This window comes from Persicobacter diffluens (assembly GCF_036244895.1).
GTDB lineage: Bacteria > Bacteroidota > Bacteroidia > Cytophagales > Cyclobacteriaceae > Persicobacter > Persicobacter diffluens.
This window is the reverse complement of sequence record NZ_BQKE01000003.1, coordinates 705437-724676: the sequence shown is the minus strand read 5'-3', so window position 1 is coordinate 724676 and position 19240 is coordinate 705437. Positions and strand designations below refer to the sequence as shown.

Annotated in this window: 17 protein-coding genes; 11 read left to right on the top strand and 6 right to left on the bottom strand. The window is 39.1% G+C overall.

The window, feature by feature from the left end; translation table 11 throughout:
• Window positions 1–137 precede the first annotated feature (137 nt).
• A complete protein-coding gene (locus AAA970_RS22185) occupies window positions 138–416 on the bottom strand; it encodes a hypothetical protein (protein ID WP_338239064.1) in 279 nt (92 codons plus the stop codon).
• A 351-nt stretch (window positions 417–767) separates the two neighbouring features.
• Here AAA970_RS22185 and AAA970_RS22180 point away from each other — a divergent pair, with 351 nt between their 5' ends.
• The gene (locus tag AAA970_RS22180; RefSeq protein WP_338239063.1) at window positions 768–2054 is read left to right on the top strand and encodes a citrate synthase; all 1287 of its coding nucleotides are present in this window, start codon (window positions 768–770) and stop codon (window positions 2052–2054) included.
• 838 nt (window positions 2055–2892) lie between these two features.
• On the opposite strand, the gene AAA970_RS22175 is transcribed toward AAA970_RS22180, so the two are convergent.
• Window positions 2893–3381 carry a GreA/GreB family elongation factor gene (locus AAA970_RS22175; RefSeq protein WP_338239062.1) on the bottom strand — a complete coding sequence of 163 codons (489 nt, stop codon included), beginning with the start codon at window positions 3379–3381 and terminating at the stop codon, window positions 2893–2895.
• 358 nt (window positions 3382–3739) lie between these two features.
• The gene (locus tag AAA970_RS22170; RefSeq protein WP_338239061.1) at window positions 3740–5029 is read right to left on the bottom strand and encodes a DUF5723 family protein; all 1290 of its coding nucleotides are present in this window, start codon (window positions 5027–5029) and stop codon (window positions 3740–3742) included.
• A gap of 337 nt (window positions 5030–5366) precedes the next feature.
• On the opposite strand from AAA970_RS22170, the gene AAA970_RS22165 reads away from it, so the two are divergent.
• The 3 genes from AAA970_RS22165 to dinB all read left to right on the top strand — a co-directional run bounded on the left by AAA970_RS22165 (window position 5367) and on the right by dinB (window position 7933).
• Window positions 5367–5924, top strand: a complete 558-nt coding sequence (locus AAA970_RS22165) for a hypothetical protein (protein ID WP_338239060.1) — start codon at window positions 5367–5369, stop codon at window positions 5922–5924.
• A gap of 274 nt (window positions 5925–6198) precedes the next feature.
• Window positions 6199–6513, top strand: a complete 315-nt coding sequence (locus AAA970_RS22160; RefSeq protein WP_338239059.1) for a hypothetical protein — start codon at window positions 6199–6201, stop codon at window positions 6511–6513.
• Window positions 6514–6802: 289 nt separating this feature from the next.
• Window positions 6803–7933 (top strand): DNA polymerase IV, encoded by a 1131-nt coding sequence (gene dinB / locus AAA970_RS22155; RefSeq protein WP_338239117.1) that lies wholly within the window; start codon window positions 6803–6805, stop codon window positions 7931–7933.
• Window positions 7934–7981: 48 nt separating this feature from the next.
• Here the strand turns inward: dinB and rfbF are convergent, their stop codons facing one another.
• Window positions 7982–8764, bottom strand: coding sequence for a glucose-1-phosphate cytidylyltransferase (gene rfbF, locus AAA970_RS22150; protein WP_338239058.1), 783 nt, complete (start codon window positions 8762–8764; stop codon window positions 7982–7984).
• A 98-nt stretch (window positions 8765–8862) separates the two neighbouring features.
• On the opposite strand from rfbF, the gene AAA970_RS22145 reads away from it, so the two are divergent.
• The 3 genes from AAA970_RS22145 (at window position 8863) to AAA970_RS22135 (ending at window position 11588) form a co-directional block, all read left to right on the top strand.
• On the top strand, window positions 8863–10086 hold the full coding sequence (locus AAA970_RS22145; protein WP_338239057.1) for an alpha/beta hydrolase family protein: 1224 nt from the start codon (window positions 8863–8865) through the stop codon (window positions 10084–10086).
• A 15-nt stretch (window positions 10087–10101) separates the two neighbouring features.
• Entirely contained in the window at window positions 10102–11013 is a 912-nt protein-coding gene (locus tag AAA970_RS22140) for a hypothetical protein (RefSeq protein ID WP_338239056.1), read from the top strand.
• 80 nt (window positions 11014–11093) lie between these two features.
• On the top strand, window positions 11094–11588 hold the full coding sequence (locus tag AAA970_RS22135) for a GNAT family N-acetyltransferase (RefSeq protein ID WP_338239055.1): 495 nt from the start codon (window positions 11094–11096) through the stop codon (window positions 11586–11588).
• 505 nt (window positions 11589–12093) lie between these two features.
• Here AAA970_RS22135 and AAA970_RS22130 read toward each other — a convergent pair.
• Window positions 12094–12720 (bottom strand): carbonic anhydrase, encoded by a 627-nt coding sequence (locus tag AAA970_RS22130; protein WP_338239054.1) that lies wholly within the window; start codon window positions 12718–12720, stop codon window positions 12094–12096.
• A 925-nt stretch (window positions 12721–13645) separates the two neighbouring features.
• On the opposite strand from AAA970_RS22130, the gene AAA970_RS22125 reads away from it, so the two are divergent.
• Complete coding sequence (locus AAA970_RS22125) at window positions 13646–14272, top strand: CatA-like O-acetyltransferase (protein WP_338239053.1); 627 nt, start codon at window positions 13646–13648, stop codon at window positions 14270–14272.
• Between the two features lie 550 nt (window positions 14273–14822).
• Here AAA970_RS22125 and AAA970_RS22120 read toward each other — a convergent pair.
• On the bottom strand, window positions 14823–15506 hold the full coding sequence (locus AAA970_RS22120; protein ID WP_060689189.1) for a hypothetical protein: 684 nt from the start codon (window positions 15504–15506) through the stop codon (window positions 14823–14825).
• A gap of 444 nt (window positions 15507–15950) precedes the next feature.
• On the opposite strand from AAA970_RS22120, the gene AAA970_RS22115 reads away from it, so the two are divergent.
• The 3 genes from AAA970_RS22115 (at window position 15951) to AAA970_RS22105 (ending at window position 19180) form a co-directional block, all read left to right on the top strand.
• Window positions 15951–16085 carry a hypothetical protein gene (locus AAA970_RS22115; protein WP_338239052.1) on the top strand — a complete coding sequence of 45 codons (135 nt, stop codon included), beginning with the start codon at window positions 15951–15953 and terminating at the stop codon, window positions 16083–16085.
• Between the two features lie 342 nt (window positions 16086–16427).
• Window positions 16428–17741, top strand: coding sequence for a M16 family metallopeptidase (locus AAA970_RS22110; protein ID WP_338239051.1), 1314 nt, complete (start codon window positions 16428–16430; stop codon window positions 17739–17741).
• 26 nt (window positions 17742–17767) lie between these two features.
• Window positions 17768–19180, top strand: a complete 1413-nt coding sequence (locus AAA970_RS22105) for a M16 family metallopeptidase (RefSeq protein ID WP_338239050.1) — start codon at window positions 17768–17770, stop codon at window positions 19178–19180.
• Window positions 19181–19240: the final 60 nt, after the last annotated feature.

Genomic DNA, 19240 nt, shown 5'->3' with positions numbered 1-19240 from the left:
CTTTCAACACGTACCTGTTTGAACTTCTTTAAATGCTGTGGTTGACACATGCTCTCCATCCCAAAAAGGGAATTGTAAGCGAAGCCTTTGAGCCTCTCCAGTACAATTCCCTTTTTTTTACCCCATCTGCGCTTCAATCAGGAAGCGGAGACTACCTGCTCCACCATTTGTCGATTATACCTCGCATTAGGAAGCCCCTTAATTTTAAGCGCTACCCTATTATTTCCCATCACAACCTCCACCATCTGCTTTACCTCAGAAAAAATTTCCCAGTCGACATAGTCTCCATTGAAATGATAATATACATGAAGCACTTCTTGCTGATAAAACACTTTGACAGCATTAATACGTGGATGCACCGCTAGCGTCTGGCTTAATTCCTGAAGCTGAGCCAGATCAATATTGAAATTGGTCATGATGATGGGGGCTAGTTTGATTTTTTAATTAATGAAAATTTTAATTAATCCCCAAATTACTTCCTAAAATGGCCTAACTTTTTCTTTCAACTGCCCATTTTTCTCTTAAAACAGGGGAAATATTCTTCGCTAAAATTTAAACAATCCCTCCTTTTTGGTTAAAAAATCCCATTTTGGTAAAAAATTGCTCGGCATTTTCCTATAAATTTTCAAATCTTATATTAAATTAGATAGTAAGAATAATCAAACAATAATGTGAAAATTGCTCTGGACTTAACCCTTTTCTATTTTCATTCATTTTTCGTCCGTAGCAGTAAGCTATAAACTTTAACTTTTAAATTAAGACCACCTATGTCATCGTTTGCAGAATTGACCCTCGAAGGTAAAACTTTTAAATTTCCTGTGGTGGAAGGTACCCAGCATGAAAAGGGAATTGATATTAGTTCCCTTCGTTCCCAGACAGGATATATTACTTTAGATTACGGCTTCAAAAACACCGGTTCTACCCAAAGCGCCGTTACTTTTTTAGATGGCGAAAAGGGAATTCTAAAACACCGAGGATATTCTATAGAAGAGCTTTGTGAAAAATCCTCTTTTTTAGAAGTGGCCAATTTATTAATCTACGGTAATCTACCCTCTAAATCTACACTCAATAACTTTACCTCCAATATCGCTGGCTACCAGTTAGTGCATGAAAATTACCGCAAAATTCTTGACGGTTATCCTTCTTCCACCCACCCAATGGGCGTGTTATCGGCACTGGCTACGACTCTGAATGCTTTTCATCCGGAGGCTTTGGATCCTCATCGCCCCAATGAGTTAGTGGATGTATCCATTCAAAAACTATTGGGTAAAATCCCAACCTTTACCGCCTGGGCTTATACCCATGCAAAAGGAATTGCCTATAACTATCCTAAGACTGGACTGGGCTATGTAGAGAATTTCCTTCATATGATGTTCTCCACCCGATTGAAAGAGTATGAAATAGATCCTATTGTAGTTCGGGCGCTGGAGAAACTGTTAATTCTTCATGCCGATCATGAGCAAAATTGTTCGGCCTCCACAGTTAGAATTGTGGGTTCTTCTCATGCCAGCATTTATGCTTCAGTCGCGGCTGGTATCAATGCACTTTGGGGACCACTCCATGGGGGTGCCAACCAGGGCGTAATTCAGATGTTGGACAACATCCTGGCAGATGGTGGCGATGTTGAAAAGTATATTAATAAAGCAAAGGATAAGGATGATCCATTCCGCCTGATGGGATTCGGACACCGAGTGTATAAAAACTTTGATCCTCGTGCGAAGATCATTAAAAAAGACGCGGATGCTGTTTTGGCTAAACTAGGGGTGAGTGATCCTACTTTAGATATTGCAAAACGTTTGGAAGAGACGGCCTTGCAAGATCCTTATTTCGTAGAAAGAAAACTATTCCCAAATGTAGATTTCTATTCCGGCATCATCCTGAAGGCAATCGGAATACCAACGTTAATGTTCCCGGTAATGTTCGCTATTGGTCGACTTCCGGGCTGGATTGCACAATGGAAAGAAATGAGAGAAAACAAAGAACCTATCGGAAGACCTCGCCAAATCTATACTGGCGAAGTGGAGCGTTCCTACGTACCGGTAGAGATGAGATAAAAAACATTAGGTAGTTTTATTAAAAGTGGTAGGCGAAAGCTTACCGCTTTTTTTTGGCCCATGTAAGAACGCCATCGCACCACAAAGGGAGTATAATATCGAATTTCCTCTAATATTCGCCCTATCGATAAGATCATTACTCCAAAATCAAATCGTTAAAAAGGAATTCTGTGAGGTTAATTTTTCGGCATGACCAATTTCCATATTATCCTATTAATGGCTTAAAATACCTTAAAGGAAACAGACCATTCCCACCCTATCACCCTTCCTATCAACTGGATAAATCAACGATTAAACCATTATGAAGCAATGAAAAATTAAAGAAGCATATTTCGTTTTTGCACATTTACTCCTCCTGTCTCAGAAATAAAAAAAAAAGAGCACTAATTCCAATTCGGATCATTACCTGCCCGGATAGCAAAGCAACCATAAATAAATAGGTGCCATTACAGTGCATAAGAAATCCCAGGGAAGTCTTTCAAGCTAAATCTCATTAATAGCAGTAACCAAAACTTACCCAAAATGATATTTATGCATTTGATCCAAATTTATGCTTGAATCCTCGTTTAGCTGGAAGGCAGGCAAAATGAGGAAATTTTGCTTATTCCAGTTTTTTCCAAAGAAGCAGATGAATGAGGAGCAAGCACGCTTTACCCAATTTGGGGGATTAGAAAATCAAGCCCAAGAAACTATCATAGGATCTCTTGTTCAGGTTTTACTAAATCTAGCAGTCAATAATTGGGTTAAAACGCTTGGCAAGGTAGCTACTCCAAGCACCAAACTGAGGAGAAGGCACCTACCAAGGTGCAGGCAGGAATGATTGGAGTAGTTTATTCATTTATTGAAATGGCTCGTATTGAACAGCTTCAATTTTAAAAACCCTCAAGCCCCCAGGGGTTTGCACTTTTACCTCATCCCCTTCATATTGATGCATAAGCGCATCCCCAATGGGAGAAACCACACTTATTTTTCCATTTTTCAAATCAGTCTCATCAGAGCCTACCAGTTGATAGACCATCTTTTGCCCATTCGGTAAGCCTAATTTCAGATAAGCCCCAAAAACTACTTTGCCGGGATCTACCGGCTTCATGACCTCTTTAACCTCCACAGAACGAAGACGTTTTCTTAAAAAAGCAATTCTACCGTCGATTTCTCTGAGGCGTTTACGCCCATAAATATACTCTGCATTTTCCGAACGGTCTCCCATAGCTGCGGCTTCCGAAACAGCCTGCACTACTGCTGGCCGGTCTTCCAACCACAGTTGATCTAACTCACTTTTTAAAGCCTCAAAACCGGCCTCAGTAATATACTTTTTATAGGTCTCCATGATGAATCGTTTAGCCAACAAAGATAATAGTCCGTTTGTAAAGCACAAAATTGGACTTTCTCAGCTAGGTTCTTCACATTAAACCCTGTTTAAATATAAATGGTAAAGCGAAATTCCCTGAACAAATCAGCCTTATATTTATTAGCCCAACTCATAGGACACAGCCACAAAACATACAGGTATTTTGAGTGGAATTTTATACACCCAGATGGGAATGAGCTTAATTTTCCTCATTCAGCTGCTTCTTTGATATACACTCCAAAAGGGAAAATGCCATCATCCTTGCAGCAAAGAGAAATTTAAAGTACAATTAAACAGGGATATAGGGAATAGCTAAAACACTATCGAACCAGATTAACTATCGATCTCCAAACAAGAAATAGATGCCGGTACTAACCGCTTGTTTTTGTGTTTTTTTATAATCAAAAACGGCTACAATATCATCTGCGGCTACAAAAATCTGTACGGGACCAAACCCTGTTCGAAGTCCCAAGCCAAATTGATCTGCACGTCCCTCACTGACGGTATAAGTTACGGTGGTAGAAAAGGCTTTTCCCAATGAAAAATTATACCCCAAACTTAATGCGGCATCCCACCTACTTTCAAAACGACTATTCAATAATACAGCGGAGAACCCATGCGTGGGTCGCCATTGGTAACTAATCCCCAGAAAATGACGCAAGGGTAAATCACTCCAAAATTGACGTCCCCTAATGGTATCGCTCACAACACTTTCTTTTAAGCCCTCTTCTAAAGTAGCATAATACTCCTCTTTGGACAAAGTGGTACCCGGCGTTTCATAGGAAGTTTCGGAAATCCCCAAACTAATCCCATTCCCTTTCCAGCGTAATGCGCCCCAGTCAATAACAGAAGTGGAGGCCGTCCATTGATCATTGATTTTAAACTCAGCGCCCAAGTCAATACCAAAGCCATAATTCCCCTTATTATTGAATCCTACCGCTCCCTGATCAGTAATATCAAAACCCGCAGCGCGAATATTTCCGGGATCAAAAGTGATGGAAGCAAAATCCGTGGATCGGTCAACATAGGCCACACCCGTTAAAGAGGTAGATTCCACATGGCCAATACCGGTCATAAACTTTAATCGGGCCCCGACTGTCCAACGTTCATTGAGGGTAAAGGCATCCCCTATTGCAAATTGTATAAAAGCATCCCCTTTAGCCTCTACCTGACTGAATTGATATTGTCCATCCGGCAATTCCAGATTTTGAGCAAGGGAGGCCAGTAAGGCACCATCTAATTGAAACAAACCAAATGCTCTTGCATCCGCTGAAAAAGAAAGAAAATGATCTCCAAAGTGATGTCCGACACTGAGCATGCCGACTTGCGCCTGAAACACACCTGCCAAATCGTCGGAATTAGAAAGAATTAAGTGCTCTAAATCAAATACGATCGTCCCCCCTTCAAAAAGTAAAACATCATCTAGGCTGACATTGGCATTAACGCGCAATTCATCATTGCTCAAAACAGGCATTCCAATCATCCAGGAACTTTCTGGCTTAAATGCAGGATTTAAACTGAACCCATAAACCAGCACATTGGGATCCATTTGGTAGGCCGTCTGACTGAACTGCCCCAAGGAAGGGGAAAAAATTAAAAGGAAGAGAATAAAAAACACATATTTCATGAAAGCTTAACCATATTTCGTGATGGTTGTCTACCCCATTTACTGAAAACCCTATTTATTGCATCAAATTGACAATTAGAGGATCAGTGATAACATCATGGTTATTGGACCCAAAATCGGTGTATTTTGCCGACGAAAACGCATTCAAAAATTTTAGGCGCGTTTTTTGTTTAATATTTGCGGATAGCGCTAGTTTATGGCACTTCTTATTTAAAAAGGTACTTAGATTTTTGGTGGAAAAAATTACCTTTGTGCAACAATTGTCAAAAGTACTTTTTGAACTGAAAACAGAATTGTTTTATCCCAAATTTTTAAGCGAATAAAAAATCGTTACACTATGTTGAAAAAATTATTTTTACCTCTAATGGCCGTCTTGGTCGTAGCAGGATTAAGCTCATGTTTATCCGGTGAAAATGGCGGTTATTCTTCCGCTCCTGTCAATTTGGTTAATTTTGGAGATTCTACCGCAATAGACAATGATTTTACAGGCCTGCAACAGGCGATGTTTTTTTCTATTGAAAATGACTCCCTGTGGTACTCAAGTTCAAGAGGTTATTATAAATCTTTCGAAATTACCGGGGCGGGAATCAAATGGACAGGAAAACCGATAGAGGACTCTGAAGTAAAGTCTGGTTACTTGCAGGTATATGATGCTGGTGAATTCATCAAATTGGGTGATTTCAACAAAGAATTATTCCAACAAGAAGGCGGTGGTTATTATGATCTATTGGACTTCAATGAAGAAGCGGCTAGAGTTTTAGCAAGCCAAATGAATAACCCGAAAATCAGTGATGTGCCTTTTCAGGGGGTTTTAGACCAAGTGGTAATAGAAGGAGTTGATGAAGCCAAAAAAGGAAAATTTGAGGTAGTTTTTATCGTAAAGGTTACTTTCTAAAGCTAAATCGCTAATACATCATAAAAAGGAGAATCGTTTGGACGGTTCTCCTTTTTTTATGTCCTAAAAAACCCAAAGGCCTCCATGGGGTTTTAGATGTAAAATAGATATGAAACATTGGGAGAATTAAGCAATGCGTCAGTATAAAGAGAAGAAAATAATATCATTTTGGTTGAAAAGGATTCAATTTCTGACGCTTACAAATCGTAGATCACTCCATTCGCCAGCTACTCAACAAGAACCAATTATATTTTTTTTTAAAATGAAATGGTGCTTGTTATGCCTTTTTTTAGGCTTATTAGCCTGCGACGAACAGGAAAATTTTCCACAAAACTGTGAGCCCCCATTAATGGTAGCCTATGCGGTTTTGGGAAGTACAGGGGTTAATCGTGATGACGGCGCCATCATTATTACAGACATCAGCGGTGGAACAGCGCCATACGAAGTAAAGCTTATCCGCCGCAATGATCCTCAACAAAAAGCCATTGCTAACTTTCAAAGCCTCTTGGCGGATGAATACCAAATCACTGTGGAAGATGCACTGGGCTGTACCACCGTAATTGATCTTACCGTTCCGCTTAACTTTTAAAAAATCAAGCTGTAAACCAGATCTTAGAGTGGGTTTAAAAACCAAAATTCGAAGTGAAAAGTCGAAGTATTGCAGTGGCCATACCCGATTTTTTAAGAGAATAGCGGCGCTATTGTTGAGAAATTATCCAATATCACTTCTAATAATTCGAGTTTTAGCCGGAAGTTGCGCTTTTAGACATGGTCTTAGAACAGGTTAAAAGGTAAAATTCGTAACGAAAAATTGAATTCAAGAATTGGTAGGCTTGTGCTTCTTTATGAAATGACGTATTTTTCGACAAGTTTTGTAGATTTATCCATCAAACACTATCCAAAAGAAAATTATTCATATTGACCTGGATGCTTTTTTCGCTTCCATTGAACAACGAGACCATCCTGCTCTCCGTGGAAAACCTGTGGCTGTAGGTGGTTCCAGAGAAAGAGGCGTGGTGGCAGCAGCAAGTTATGAGGCCAGAAAATTTGGGGTTCATTCCGCTATGCCCTCAGTGATCGCAGCTCGAAAATGCCCTCAACTTACCTTTGTAAGACCTCGATTTGAGGTATATAAATCCGTTTCTCAACAAATTCGTAAAATATTTCTTTCCTATACTGATTTAGTGGAACCGCTTTCTTTAGATGAGGCCTACCTTGATGTTACCGAGCCACTAAAAGGTCCTAAATCAGCCACATTAATTGCCGAGGCTATCAAAAAAGAAATTTTTGAAGTAACAGGCTTAACTGCCTCTGCGGGCGTTTCTTATTGCAAGTTTTTGGCAAAAGTCGCCTCTGATATGGATAAGCCCAACGGTATCTATATCATTAAACCCCAACAAGCCATTCCCTTTTTAGAAGCACTACCGGTAAAAAAGTTCCATGGCATAGGCAAAGTGACCGCGAAGAAAATGGAAGCGCTTGGCATTGAAACCGGAAAGGATTTAAAGGCTTTCAGCCGTAAAGATTTAGTCCGCAAATTTGGACGGGCGGGAGCTCATTATTATCGGATTGTAAGAGGGGAAGACTTCAGACCTGTAATTCCGGACCGGGTAAGGAAATCCATAGGGGCCGAAAATACTTTTGAGGAAGATTTGATTGATGGAGAGCAATTAAAAGAAAAATTATTGCAAATCGTAGAAACGGTTTGGAAACGCGCCTTGAATGCCGGCGCCTCCGGAAAGACGGTCACTCTAAAAATCAAATTTCATGATTTTAAACAAATTACCCGCAGCAAAACTTTATTGAATTTCCTCAAAAATGAACAGGAACTAAAGGAAGCTGTTTTTAAACTGTTCAACGAGGAGGAAGAAAGCTTCGAAGCTATCCGGCTAATGGGAGTATCCATCTCCAACTTAAACCTCGCCGATCGAAAAACTAAAGGGCAACTAGAGATTCCGTTTCAAAAAAACATCGCCACATTAAAAAATAACCGAAGTCTCAGAAAATAAAAAAGCCGACCGAAGTCGACTTATCATCATTTGAAATAATGCTGTTTCTTACCATGTTTTCCAGGGAGCAGTTCCATTATTCCACATTTCCTCTAATACGTTTTTATCTCTCAGGGTATCCATCGGGTGCCAAAATCCGCCATGTCTAAAGGCAGAAAGCTTTCCTTGGTTGGCAAAATGTTCCAGTGGTTCTTTTTCCCAAACGGTTTGATCGCCCTCAATGATATCAATGGCCTCAGGATTCACCACAAAAAATCCACCATTGATCCAAGCGCCATCACGCCCCTCATGGCTTGGCTTTTCAGTAAAATTTCCAATTTTATTACTTTCGGCATCAAGATTAAAGGCACCAAATCTTCCGGGTTGTTTTACTGCCGTTAAGGTAACTGCCGCTCCCTCATGCCGATGGAATTCTACTAATTGTGAAATATTTACATCACTTAGCCCATCGCCATAGGTTAAGCAAAAAGGTTCATTGCCGATATACTCTTGGACTCTTTTTATCCTTCCCCCAGTCATAACATTCAGGCCGGTATCAACTAAAGTCACTTTCCAGGGTTCTGACTGACTGTCATGAATATGCATGGTATTATGCGCCAGATTGAAAGTCACATTGGATTTATGCAGCATATAGTTAGAGAAAAATTCCTTGATCACGAACCCTTTATAGCCACAACAAATAATAAAATCATTAATACCGTGTTTGGAATACATTTTCAAAATATGCCAGAGAATCGGCTGGCTACCAATCTCTACCATTGGCTTAGGCCTTACGCCACTTTCTTCACTGATTCTGGTTCCAAATCCACCGGCTAGAATGACTGCTTTCATATTGATTAGGTTAAATGCTGAAAATTAAACTAACATCATAACAAGTGCATTTATTAAAAGTTTTCCCAAAAAGTACAAATTAAAAACATTTACTTATTATGCCCGACACCTTCCAAAAAGGCTTTTTCTACCTGCTTTTTCTCATGGCCTGTAAGGGAAACGCTTTACAAGAGCCCTACATTCAGGATCCGCAACATCTGGTCAGTAGTGAAAGCGTCATCAGATTATCTGCAGATGCACTACGGTATGCAGTAGACTCGCTTGGTTATGGCGAATTACGGCCATATATTACTTACGGACTAAATTCCTATCGCATCACTTATAAAAGTCAATATAAAGGAAAGGAGGTACTTCTTTCCGGAAGATTGGGCATTCCGGAAAACCCTGCTATGGATCCCGCCTTACTTTTGGTACACCGAGGAACGATTATCGCCGAAGAAAATGCGCCAAGTGTATCTTTTTTCCCTCAATATGAATTATTATCCACTGCCGGCTATATTACCTTCGTTCCGGATTTGATAGGCTTTGGGGCCAGTGCCGCATTGGATCACCCCTATATGATTATGGAAAGCAGCGCACAAGCTGGCATAGACATGATAAAAGCCGTTCAGGAATTTCTGATACAGGAGCAAATTCCCTTTCAGCGCAATCTTTATATCAGTGGCTATTCCCAGGGTGGCTATTCCGCGATGGCTACCGCTTATCAGTATCCAAACCAATCGGATTTAACCATTAAATCCGTAATAGCCGGAGCTGGTGGCTACAGGCTTTCAGCGCTCGCTTCCCAAATTCTGCAGGAAAAAAAGTACGAAAGTCCGGCCTTTTTGGCTTATTTACTTTACGGCTACCTGAATCATTATGAGGAGAATTTACTGGAGCAATATATCTTAAGTCCATATTTAGAAGAACTACCTGCTCGTCTGGATGGTAGTCAGAGTATTAGTCAAATTAATCAATGGCTGCCGGATTCCATTGCAATGTGGCTCCATCCCATGGCAATAGAAAACATGAAAGAAGGGAGAGACGACTTTTTGAGTGAAGCTTTAAAGGCCAATAATATCCCCGGCTTTTGCGCTAAATTTCCCATTTTACTTTTCCATTCTGAGGCAGACGAAATTATTGATATTAAAACCAGTCATCAATATTTGGAAGCCATGCAAGAGTTCCATAATGAAATTAGTTTAGTCACCATTAAGGATCGAAGCCATGCAGAAGCGGCCATCCCCATGCTTCAACTGACTTTAGCATTTTTAGAAGAAAAAGAACAACAGCTAATGCACTCATTCGTCGTAACTAAGACGTCAAATCTCCTTGTTAAATAATATTTTAAAAATAAAATGCGAAATCTATTTTTGACCCTAATTCCTTGCTTATTACTATCGCTACCGGCACTGAGCCAGGGATGTAGTGATGCGGGGATTTGTACGCTTGCTCACTTAGAAGCCGAACAGGAAGCGCCCAAAAACATGATCGGGATTGGAGTGGCCTATGGCGCCGCGGATCATGAGGTTAGCGTGATTACCCCTTATTTTGAATACATTCGGCGTTTGAATAGGGATTTTAGTATCAATCTCAAACTTACTGCCCAATCGGCCAGCTCAGAAGTAGAAAGCACCTTTGGTTTAGGAGATCTATTTCTAAACGTAGATTATAATTTTCCGCAGGAGGCGACGATTCGCCACGGGCTCACCGGTGGAATCAAAATCCCCTTGGGTAGTACTGATCTTCAAGGGGCTGATAATGAAGCGCTGCCCATGGTGTTTCAACCGACACTGGGAACTTTAGATCTATTATTGGGCTACCATTTCGGTTACAAAGGATTTAACGGAAGCATCCTTTATCAACAACCTCTTAGTGGAGAAAATGAGAATGATTTTGATCCGGCAGACTCTAATTTAGAAGATCCGGATCAATATCCTCCTTCCAGAAAATTGGAACGACAAGGAGATATTCTGATCAGATTATCTTATGGTTTACCTTTTGGGCAGAAAAAATGGCTTCTGGAACCCTCCTTACTGCCTATCTTTCACCTGGGAGAAGATAAATATACACCAAGAGTCGGAAGCGCTACCTCCATTAAAGGAAGTGACGGGCTAACGCTGAATGGCAATATCAAATTACAATTTCAGCCGAACACCAACCACCAGATTTACTTTACTGCCGGTTCACCATTTATTAATCGGGACGTAATTCCGGATGGATTACTAAGAAGTTTTGTGGCGATTCTCGGCTATCGTGTGCATCTATAAATTGGTACTTTCTACTTTCCGCCCTGGAAGCTATTTTTTGTAACTGCTAAATGAAATTCTGTTTTTTATAATGGGAGGTCTTGCTTACATTAGTAACAAACGGCCTCCTTATGAAAAACTTTACTATTGAAAATGCCACCGCTGCGGATCTCTCTCAACTTTTTGAAATTACAAAAAGAACCATCAGCGCTACTTACAAGTCCTTCCTTCCACCTGCTATAGTAGAGGAATATATTACGAGTGGCGCCAGCAATCAGGAGATCGAAAGAAATCTCGCACATTGTTTTACCCTTAGAAACGAGCACAGAATAATTGGATTAGGCATTTGTATAGATAACCTTATTCATTTCATGCTCATTGATGAAGATTTTCAGCATAGAGGTTTTGGAAAGCACCTACTTCATTTTTTAGAGCAACATATTAAAGCAAATGGTTTTTCAGAAGGCCAATTGGAAACTTACGCAGGAAATGAACAAGCTTTAGGGTTCTATTTAAGTCAAAATTGGGAATTAACCAAAAAAGAAATGGATGCAAAACTTGATATCGAAAGGCTGTATTTCCGGAAAAAATTTTGACCGCTTTTTTTTACTACCCCAAGCGATGGCCATTTCGAAATTGGAGATGCAACTTAATGCAATCTTCAGTAATAAGCTTGAATAGGTGCTCAATAAGCCTTTATCGCTTTTGTAATGCTTCAAATAATAGCGACGAATTTTAATTCCATCATTGCTATAAAATCAGATATTGATAAAAAATAGCCGTTTAACTGTAAGGTAGAAATAACATAGGAAGGAGAATCTACTATTTCGAGTTTTCCTACCGAATCAGAAGAATAAGGAGTAATTACATTCTTCCAAATTTGGCCAATTATAATTTTAGGAAAACAGCTGTATGGATGGGTAGTATATGCTATGGAGGATTTTATAAGATTTTGCGGAACATTAATGTGGCCAATATGCTATGATCCTCTTCCATTCAACCCTTCATATTGTCAGGATAATGATGAAACCAGCATTACTTGGTGTAAAACAAAAAAACTGCTCAGCAAAGGAGCAGTTTATTATCATATTTCTTATTGGATTAGCTTAAAGCATAAATCGCTTTAATATTTTCCATTAATTTCTTGGTATCCAACTTCAAATCAATGATTTTCCCCGTGGAGATATCAAAAACCCAGCCATGAACCTTTAACTTGCCGGCATTATATGCCAGTTGAACATCCGCAACTTTCATCACATTAATACATTGTTCCTCCACATTCAGCTCCACCAATCTTTTATAGCGATCTGTTTCGTCCTCAATGGCGTCTAACTCCTGCTGGTGTAAACGATAAACATCACGAATATTCCGCAACCATGGGTTTAATACTCCTAAATCCTGCGCCTGCATCGCTGCCATTACACCTCCACAAAAATAGTGACCGCAAACTACCACATGTTTTACTTTTAAATGGGCCACCGCATAATTGATTACCGATTGAGAACTCAAATCCGTATTAGGTACCATATTGGCTATATTTCGATGAACAAAAATATCACCAGGACCTGCTCCCATCATTTCCTCAGCAGTAACTCGGCTATCAGCGCATCCGATATATAGTATTTCGGGCTGTTGGCCTTTGGAAAGATCTTCAAAGTAATCTTGATTAACCTCCAATTTTTTCGCTACCCACTCTTTATTGTTTTCAAAAATACGATCGAGATTCATGATCCTTAAAGTTTAATTTGTTATCAGTACAAATATAATCGGCAATTTTATATTAATTGGCTATAGACAGGCAATAATATACCTATATCATCGAATAGTCAGCGATTATAATCAGAAAATAATGAAATATTATATTTTTAGAAATCAATTGCCCACCAATTTCTTCCTTTATTTTAATATAGAATAATAGCTCTTAAACCGGATTATCCACCCTTAACTCTTCGATTAGCAGCAATGCGGGAAAAATGAAGGAATTTTCCTATTTCCTTTTTTCCAAGGAAGCAGATGAAGGAGCAGAAGGCCATTTGGGCAAATTTGAGCTGTAAATAAATCAGCAAATACAACAAATCTCTTAGAGCATGTTTAACGGGGCACCATCCGGCCGCAAATTAGAATTACTGGAAGCAATTTTGGATAATTTCTCAACAATAGCGATGCTATTCTATCAAAATAATCGGGTATCGCTTCTGCAATAATCAAATTTTCGCTACGAATTTTGGCTTTTAAACACGCTCATATTTAGGGAGAATCACTAAAACATGCTGTGAATAATTCGGCTTAAATCCTCTTTTGGTACAGCGTAAGGCCATAAAGAAAAGCAAAACCCTTATTAATCGATAAAATTAAAAATTAACCTCTTCAGGGTTTATTGATCAAGCAGCATTTAGGAGGAAAAAAATACCAAATGCAGCGTAGAGCACGTTTAATGGCACTCCATCCAGCTACGGATTAGAATTTTTAAAGCCGATTTTAGAGAAATTATCGGCTATCGTTTCCTCAATAATCAAATTTTCACTGCGAATTTTGAGTTTTAAAAACAGGCTTAAAACTCATTAACGCCTTGATATTCAAAACTTAAACCAGATCATGCATTTCCATCACCGATTTACAGCCGTAAAAATGTTATTTTTTACTAATTTCAAATATGAAAAAACTAGATTTGAAGACCTGGAAACGCAAGGAACATTTTGAATTTTTCTCCAATTTTGACGAACCATTTTTTGGAATCGTAACCGAAATTGAGGTAACTAATGCCTATCATTACTGCAAAAACAACGAAATTTCATTCTTTGCCTATTATTTGTACCAATCGTTAAAAGCGGCTAACCAATTGGAGGCCTTTAGGTATAGAATCATCGAGGGAGAGGTGATCATTTTTGATGAAATTCACGCCTCCGCCACTATAGGAAGAAAAGACGATACCTTCGCCTTTTCATTTAGCCAATATCAACCAAACTTTGAGTTATTCTCGAAAAACCTATCGCTGGAAATTGCTGAATTACAAAAAACAAGTGGATTAAACCTGAGCGACGAAACTGCCCGACAGGATGTAATACACTACAGTTCAATCCCCTGGACCAAATTCACCGGGCTTACCCATGCCCGTTCATTTCAACATACTGACAGTGCTCCCAAAATATCCTTTGGTAAAATGTATGAAGAGAATGAAAAAAAATGGATGTCGGTAGCCATAAATGTCCACCATGGCTTAATGGACGGAATAGAAATTGGCCGATACTTATCTATTTTCCAATCCCTGATGAACGGCTAAAATAAACATTGCAGCCCTGGATACCAACAAAGACCGAAATGGTTGCCATTTCGAGCGGAAGTATTCGGACCAAACAAAAAAAGACTTGAGATTACTCAAGTCTTAATTTATGTCATATCATTGACCTTACACTACAAGAAAAAGGAAGTTAACGCTTAAAATATCTTCCCTTTTTCTTGGGTAATTGGCATTCCCATCGATCTTTTAAGAATACCCATCGCATTTCCTTACAAAACTGATAAAACTAAAAGTGTAATAGAATGACAAAAATCAGCTGAAGAAAAAAAACCGTCAAAACGGTCAAAATATTTTCTGTTAACGATAATATTCTTTCAATAATTATTATTAACCGAAAACCGTTTTAGCAAAAGCTATGCTATACCAGGTCAATAGGTTGGGTAATATCTGGCGAACACATTGATAATGTACTGTATTTCGATAGCAATACCCGGATGCATATGGACTAAAGGCGGTCTGATTATAGGAAAATATCATCTATAACTTCGATAAGTTCCGATTTCCCATCCTTTAATGGCGTATTCAACTTCAGCTACGCAGCAAACTCTCCGATTTTTCGATCCAATAATTGTCGGTTAATAAATAGTTCCAGCGTATGGATCACCTTTGAAAAATCTTTGATCGCCTTTCGGTCAAATGCTACTTTACGAGGCTCAAACAAACAAAGGTTATATAAAGCTTGGGTGGAAAGCAATCTGGCATGTGCCCTGGGCTTGATCGTTTCACCAAATAAACGAAAACACTTGTACATTCGAGTACTTAGCTGATCTTCCTCAAATTCTTCTAAAAATTCAGCGATCACCGAGTCCAAAATATGGGAGGGTTTGGAAGCATTCCCGTCCCCTACTGCCTTCAAAAAATTCTGAACCTTAAACTTTTCCGAATCAAATTCAATCAAAAGTTGAGGCTTTTTGCGAAGACAGTAATCTACAAATGCCTCAATCGTTTGATTTAAAATACTATAACAAAGAGAATATTCCTCCATTAAATTTTTTGATGCGCGCTCCATAATTTCAAGTCCCAGCCCATTGACCCCTTTGAAATCCATAGCATATACATCATTCATTTCTGACTGTATATCCAGTCCCATTTCATTTTGAGATTTTTCCATGAACCTACATACTCCTTCCATTTTTGTAATGGATTCATACAATTCTGAAAAATAATAGCCTGCATCAAATTTTAGTGAAGGCTGATAGTAATTGTCATTGCCCATAATTCGTCACCTGTCTGGTTATTTCCGCTGAAAGCTTTACGCTTTTATTCCTTAATACTGCTCTTTAAAACGAATCACCGGACACTGGTGAAAAACACCTAAAGATTTCATGAAAGGAATTTACTCAAAAATAATAAAATCCTAGAATAAATTAATCGAATAATCAACTTTTGCTAATAATGGTGCTTTTTAGGTATCAAAACATGGCATATGAGCAGTTTTATCATTGGTTATAACATTGTGTATGGAAAATTATTGATGTAATTTTTTATGAAATTTTCTACCTGGGGAAGACCTGAGCAGCGGTAAGGTGCGGTTTCTTTTTTGAAGAGATCAAATTTCCAAGCCATATTATACCTCCCAAGACATTAAAAATTGCAATAAGTTTCTAAATACCAGCATTGGTTTGAAAAGATCGCTTATTTTAATATTCCAAATTTGAGTATGCGTGCTTCCTCCTCCTTATACTTCTTCGATGGCAAAAACTCCAAACAAGGAATTCATCCTTCCTTTTCTCCATCTTTCCGCTATGCGGCATTTGAAGCAGGTTTCCTTCGGGCTAAACGACAGGCGGCATAATAAAATTCAAAATGGGCGGAGAAAAAAGTTTTCCTTAGTTTAAATTTTGATGTAGAATCATTATGGAAAAATTTTAATATTTGATATAATGATTACCTATTTTCGGAATATTAAAACCGTAATACTCCAAAACCTCACGAAATTCACCTAAAGAATAGATTGGTTAAAGGGGCTAATCCTGCTATTCCATTTAAAAGGCAAATAGACCATTTGACCCAAAAAGGGGTTCGAAAAAATAAATCCACTCCCTGAAATACCTTGATTGTTTATCTTTGCATCTCCAAAAAATTTGGAACCGTAAATCAGGAATAATTTTATCCATTCTTAATATAAACCATATAAATGAAAAGGGTATTTAGTTTCGCTTTATGCTTATTGGGAGCCTTACAGGTTTTCGGGCAAGGCACACATATTAAATTTGAAGAATACGACTTACCAAACGGGCTTCATGTAATCTTATATGAAGATCATTCTACACCAAACGTTCAGGTTTCTGTGGCTTATCACGTTGGAGGTAAAAATGAAGTAGAAAACCGAACAGGTTTTGCTCATTTCTTTGAGCACTTGCTATTTGAAGGGTCTGAGAATATTGAGAGAGGTGAATTTGACCAATTAATTTCTTCCGCAGGAGGTACTTATAACGCTTACACCACTTCTGATTTAACTTTCTATTACGATAAAATACCTGCTCACCAATGGAAGCTTGGTTTATGGATTGAGTCTGAGCGTATGTTGCACGCAAAAATTCAGGAAGTAGGAGTAGAAACGCAACGTAAAGTTGTAAAGGAAGAAAAGGCCATGCGATATGCAAAGCCTTACGGTAACTTCCTTGACCAGCTTATGGAACGCACCTATAAATTCCACCCTTACAGCCATACGCCAATTGGTTCTATTGAGGATTTGAACCGTGCCACTTTGGACGAGTTCATGGAATTCTACCAGCACTATTATGTACCGAACAATGCTACTTTGGTATTAGCGGGTGACTTCAATGCAAAAGAGGCTAAGAAAGAAATTGAAGCTTATTTTGGTGATATCCCAACGGGTGAGCACGAAATCGTACGCCCTACTATTCAGGAGCCAGCGCAGCTGACGGAGATTAGAGATATTGTTTATGATAATATTACCCTTCCTGGCGTTTTCATGGGCTACCGTACACCGGGTATCGCTGCAGAGGACAAGGCGGCAGTAGATTTATTCGTGAGTATCATGGCAGATGGTCAGTCTTCGCGTTTACACAAAGCGTTGGTAGACGAAAAGCAAATGGCCGTTCATGCAGCCTTGATGAATTTGGATATGGAGTATGAATCCAATGCCATTGCCTACTGTATTGCCAATATGGGGGTAAATCCTGCGGATTTGGAAGCGGGTATCAATGCTGTATTTGACGAGGCTTTAACGAATGGAATTAAAGCTGAAGAGTTGGAAAAAGCACAAAATATCACAGAAGCGGCTATCATCAACGACTTGTCTAAAGTAGAGGAGATCTCGCAAATTTTGGCTAAGTCTTACATCTTCAAAGGAAACACCAATGCCATTAACACAGAATTGGATGAAATTAGAAATGTAAGCTTGGAAGACATCAACCGCGTAGCGAAGAAGTATTTCCAGAAGAGTAATCGCGTTGTATTATATTATCTTCCAAAAGGACAGTAATCCCTTAAAAGTCAAAAGATTTAAAAATGAAAAAGCAAATATTTTTATTAATGATGGTGGCTTTTACTTGGATGGGTCACCAAGGTTCAGCGCAGGTAGATCGTACAAAAGCACCTGTAGCGGACAAACCAGCAAAAATTAAGTTAGGCAAGCCGAAAAGATTCACTTTACCAAATGGGCTGAAGGTATTGGTGGTGTCCGATCACAAATTACCAACCGTTACTTTTTCCCTAGGGATGTATAATACGCCTCAACTAGAAGGTGAAAAAGCGGGTCTTTCAGCGGTAGCCGGATCTTTAATGGGTACCGGAACGACCAACCGTTCTAAAGATGAGATCAATAATACCATTGAACAAATGGGATCTTATATTGGAGCAGGTGCGAATGGTGCTTATGCTACGGCTTTGAGCAGAAATACTGAAAGTACATTTGAGATTCTTTCGGATGTAGTGATCAATGCTAAATTTGAGCAGGAGGAATTTGACAAGATTCTAAAGAATATGTTGGCCAATATTTCTTCAGTGCCTACTAGTCAGTCTTCTATTGCCGGAAATGTTGCTGCCGTAGCAAAATATGGTACTGACCATCCTTATGGAGAGGTAGAAACGGCCGAGACCTTACAAAATATCACCATTGCAGATTGTGAAGCTTTCTATAAGTCTTCCTACAGCCCAAATAATGCTTACTTAACCTTCATTGGAGATATCACCTTTAAAGATGCTAAAGCATTGGCGGAAAAATATTTCAGCAAATGGGAAAAAGGGGAAAATACCTTTAAAGAACTGGTACAGCCTCAGGCACCGGAAAAAACAAGAGTAGCTTTTGCTAACTTTGATGCGGCGCAGCAGTCTGATATCCGAATCAGCTATCCGGTTCAATTCAACCCGACTGAAAAAGACTATATCGCCACCAACCTCATGATTAAGATTTTCGGTGGTGGTTCCAATGGCCGTTTGTTCCAAAATCTACGTGAAACGCATGGCTATACCTATGGGGCATACGCTAACATCAGTGGAAGCCGCTTTGTTGGGTCGGTAAATGCTAGTGCAAAAGTTCGCAATGAGGTAACGGATTCTGCAGTGGTGCAATTTTTAAACGAAATGAAAGCCATTCGCGAAAAGGAAGTTTCTGAAAAAGAGTTGGCTACTGCTAAAGCTGAATATATTGGTTCATTTGCCAGAGGACTGGAAAGCTCAAGACAAGTAGCTTCTTTTGCGATCAGCAAGGAATTGTATAATCTTCCTGCAGACTACTATACCACTTATATTCAAAAAATTGAAGCGGTAACTTTGGAAGATATCAAAAAAGCAGCGGAAAGATTCATTAAGCCTGAAAACGCCAATATCATCGTGGTAGGTAAAGGTGATGTTATTCGCGAAAAGCTGAACCAATTTGGGGAGGTAACCGAATATGGCCCGTACGGTGAAGTCATTAAATAGATTGCTTTTAATCCGAATTATTCAATGTTACATTCATGGAATCTTCCGAAGCCCTCAAAA